At 37.7% G+C, this 4526-nt stretch carries 4 protein-coding genes; all 4 read right to left on the reverse strand.

What is annotated here, in order from left to right; translation table 11 throughout:
* Nucleotides 1-373: 373 nt before the first annotated feature.
* A complete protein-coding gene (locus AC1DRQ_RS29625; RefSeq protein ID WP_477429437.1) occupies nt 374-1312 on the reverse strand; it encodes a phosphatase PAP2 family protein in 939 nt (312 codons plus the stop codon).
* Between the two features lie 2 nt (nt 1313-1314).
* Nucleotides 1315-1941 (reverse strand): sterol desaturase family protein, encoded by a 627-nt coding sequence (locus tag AC1DRQ_RS29630; RefSeq protein WP_477429439.1) that lies wholly within the window; start codon nt 1939-1941, stop codon nt 1315-1317.
* Between the two features lie 265 nt (nt 1942-2206).
* Complete coding sequence (locus tag AC1DRQ_RS29635; protein WP_429397637.1) at nt 2207-2932, reverse strand: CDP-alcohol phosphatidyltransferase family protein; 726 nt, start codon at nt 2930-2932, stop codon at nt 2207-2209.
* Between the two features lie 23 nt (nt 2933-2955).
* Nucleotides 2956-4526 (reverse strand): DUF5686 family protein (locus AC1DRQ_RS29640; RefSeq protein WP_477429442.1); only part of this gene is annotated, 1571 nt, incomplete at its 5' end.

Raw genomic sequence — 4526 nt, forward strand, 5'->3', positions numbered from 1 at the left:
TTGATAAATACGCGTTGGCAATGTCAATATATACAGGGCCCTTTAATGAATCTTTAGTGATCTGTAATTTTTGTTTAAGACTATCAAGATCACCCGCTTGTGCTGATAATTGAAATACCGCTAAGAGGATAAAAATACAGGTAATAAGTTTCTTCATGTACGGGTTTATCGAATGTTCAGCTAAATTCAATATCCCTCGTCAAATAACGTGCCTGTTTGCCGCTAACTATCAGGCTGGTATATAATTATAGTCGGTTTTAGTGCTTTTTACGCTTTAATGGCACATTGGGAGTAATATTACTGATCAAATATTATTTAACATGGAGCCATGATTTTCAACAATGTTCAATTGGTATAGTAAATAGTACAGTAATTACAATATAATTTGCTCGTAGTTATTGATGAACCTTTGCAGCCATTTTATACGGTTTATCAACAGGTTAAATAAGGAGATGCCGATTATTGCAGTAGTAATACCTGCCAGCACATCAAGTACATAATGATGACTTGCATACACTGCGGTGAACCATATACCCAGCATCACTATAACAAAAATTGCATTAACGATGCCCAGGCGGTTTTTTATACCATAATAAACCACAATAACAGGGTAGGAGGAGTGCAGCGATGGCATTGCTGCAAATACATTAGAGCCCTTGGTATATATGGATTTAAAAATACCGGCATGAAAGTAGGCATCGAACTTGGCTAACCCTGCTGTGTTGCCCGCCTTTAATGGGGTGAATGCAAAGCCATGATATTGAACATACCAGGGTGGTGCAGCGGGGTATGTATAATAAATTACAAAGCCCAGGAGATTTACCAGTACAAAAGTGAGCGAAAAATAGAGGAATTGTCGCTTGTTTTTAAAGAACAGAAACGCTGCGAATCCAAGTGGTACAGGAATCCAGCACAGGTAAAACAGGCCGGTTATTACATCAATAAAGGTTGTTCCATGCAGTCTCCAGTATTCATTTGGCGTTAATAGCTTACCATTATCGAGTATGCCGAAAAGATGCTTTTCAAAATTATACAGATCGCCTATGTGAACCGGGTTAAAATTGTAATTGGGAAAGGCCTTCATATAATCAAATATGATCCAATACACAATAAATATGGAAAAGCCCAATATAAACTTGCGCGTAATTACTGAAAGGTAAAAGAGCGAGTTAAATATGGCAACCAAAAAAAGCTCAGACGAGTTATATCCAATGAGGAAGTAAGAAATTACTAAATAACCTAAAGAAAGAAGAGAAACAATCAGTACCGTTTTTGTATTAATTGTTATGCTGTTATGCCCGGTACTATCCACACTTATTTTTTTAAGAAACCCGAACGGAATATTTTGTCCCACAGCGGCGAGCTCACACCATAGCCTTTTTCAGGATCCTGGTAGTGGTGCAGCATATGGTGTTGTTTTATTTTTTTAAACAGGCCGCTTTTAAAGTTAAAGTGATGCATGKCATAATGCGATATATCATAAAACAGGTAACCTAATATAAAACCGGGGAAAAAACCAAATACATAATTTACAGGTAACAAGGCTTTAAATAAAAAATAAAAACCTGTAGCTAACGGAATACTTAGCGATGGGGGCAATACCAGGCGCTTGGCATCGCTTGGATAATCATGATGAACCCCATGCATAATAAAATGTAACCTTTGTGCCCATTTCCAATTCTCCTTTGGCTGATAATGGAAAACAAAGCGGTGCATGATATACTCAACAATTGTCCATATAAAAAGGCCTGCGATAAATAAGCCAACATACAGTATAAAACTAATGCCGGCCTCAAAAAAGGCTTTATAAGTGCAGAATAAAATAACGGGTACAAAAATATATAGAGGTACGGTGTAATGTACCTTAGATAAACCTTCTAAAAAATTGCTTTTAAACATTCTCACAGACTCCTGAGAATTGGAGACATAATTCTTTTTCATAGCATATCAGGGTTTAAAATGTTTAACAATTTCTCTGCCTGTTATTTGTCTTTTTTAATATTATATTAGTAATGTTTGGGGTTTAAAACCTAACCGGATACAATTTTAATAAAGATTTAGTTAGGAGTAAACACCTTTATTTAATTGTTACGAAGATATGATATTTTGAGCTTTAGTTTTGAGTTTTGTATGGTAGTTTTGAGTAAGGCGTTGTTAATAGTAAGAATGACGTAAATTCACCCATTCCTAACGTATCACTTACAACTCAGGCGTCACCGCCTTCTTCCAGTTTTATTAAGGCCTTTTTAGCTTCTCTTAGTCTGTTAAATGCGGTAATATTGGTAAGTACTGCAAGTATTACAAGTGGTATAGTAAATATTGATATGGTTTCAAAAACATGAAACTTAACACCGGGAATAAATAATTTATAATTACCGCCAATATACTGGGCTACTATACCGCTTAAGGCAGCACATAAACCTATGGTTACCACACGTTCGGGCCTTTGCATTAAACCGCCTTTAATTTCAACGCCTAAGCCTTCGGCACGGGCCCTTACATAACTCACCATCATGGAGCCTATTAATGCAATGAACGCTGCTATTGAACTTAAAAAATAATGGTGGGCAACTAAATAGTAGCATATCCCCAAAAACATGATCAACTCGCTATAACGGTCAAGCACAGAATCATACAGTGCACCAAATGTCGATTTCATGTTACCCAGCCTGGCTACCTGTCCGTCAAGCATATCAAACAGGCCTGCAAACAAAATTAAACCACCGGCCCAGCCCACATAGCTCAAATCACCACGGTTGCCTTCTTCTGCGCCTAAAATAAATATGGCGGCCACGCCCACATTTAATACAAAACCAATTGATGTAACCGCGTTAGGGGTTAAACCAACTTTGATAAGAATTTTTACAAAGGGATCAATAACCTTGTAAATGCCTAATTGAAGGTTTGTTCTTATTGATGTTTGCTGTTCCATTTTGTAATTATTATGATACAAAGTTAAAAATCAAATTTGACCCGTACACGGATGCCTGAACTTGGCACCTCAGGATGGTCTAAATAGTTAAATCGCCTTACATAATCAATCCGTATAAATTTAAATATATTTTCGATACCAACACTACCTTCAACATAAGGAGTCTTGTCCATGATATAAGTAATAGGTAATCCATTACCATCAACAGGAAGCTGATATAATGACGGATGTAACGAAGGATTGTTTTTATCACTTAAACCACCGTACAACACTTTTGCCGATGCTACTTCACGCCATTTTAACTTTTTAAGCAAAGGTATTTTGTTAAAAAAGAAACCGCTGAAGTGATGGTCGATCCTAAAGCTTGCATATTTATCGTTTACAAACTCCAAAAAGTTCATCAGGTTATAGGAATCAAGATCATAGGCATAAGTTTGATTAGCCCGGGGAATAGTTAACAGCGGGAATGGTACCTGACCGAAAATTTTTCCTGCCGATATGTTAAGATCGGAATATCCCAGCTGTGACAGGTATAAGCGCTTATCAATACGGAAATCAAGCTTTTGATAGTTGTACTCGCCATTGAAAAGGTTTTTAATACCCGCAGCATAATCAAGTTCAAGTGTAGGATATTTATTAGGGATAGGGATCCTGTAAATTTTACCCTGGTAAAATTCTTCATGTGGCGACCAACGCACGCTGGCAGTAAGTTCAGTAGTAGTAAGTGTGTGTATAGAATTGGGCTGTCCGTTTACTGTATTGTTAAAATAAAGTGATCCGGCAGGTTCCTGTTTCCAGTTTTTAAACCCTGCACCAAAAGAAAAATGGCTTTCAAGTTCGTGCACGTAATCCAACCGGTAAAAATCATTATACAGGTATTTATCATTTACACCACGTTTAAATGACAGCAGGAAATTGTCTTCCTGAACAAATTGCAGGTTTGCACCCGGTATTTTGGTGTCGCGCTGAAAACTTGCCCTGATATAATTTTGCGGGAACTTATAAATAGATTTTTTGTTAAGGGAATATGTACCGCTTATAAAATATTTCCAGCGCTCGTCTTTAAAACCATAAGCCGCATATGTTTCAAAATAGTAGCGTTTACTTAGCTCAGGCGTGGTACGGCCACCAAGCCTTAAACGTAAGCCTTCAACCGGGTTAAAACTGTAAAAGGTGTTGGCAGGACCAATCTCAAACTTCCCGAAGCCCTTATAGCCGGCAAGCACCAATGTAGCAATATCCATGGTACGTTTGTATGATGGCATGTTACGAAGGCTGTCAACATTTTTATATACTTTGGCTTCGGCAGTAGTTAAAGTATCAAGGCGGTTATGTTCCCAGAAATCCTGATTTCTGATCTTAGCCTCATCTACCGATTCTTCTGATTGCTTAATAGCATACGTTGTGTCTGGATGCGGCTGATTGACCAAATAATTTTTATAAGTTATGGTGCGCATACCCAATAAGCCGCTTTTACCTTCTTTTTTGGTGGCCCCGAACTCAGCAATGGTATTGCTGCGGCTCAGGTGATAGCGATTGTCAGGATTTTGTTCAAAATCAAGATCAACCTCCATAGAGCGTATGAAGTTGATAT

This window comes from Mucilaginibacter sp. P4_E8 (assembly GCF_056401495.1).

Bases quoted from the DNA above. Each gene is read 5' to 3' on its own strand.
- AC1DRQ_RS29635 (WP_429397637.1), bottom strand. From the start codon at position 2,932: ATGGAACAGCAAACATCAATAAGAACAAACCTTCAATTAGGCATTTAC.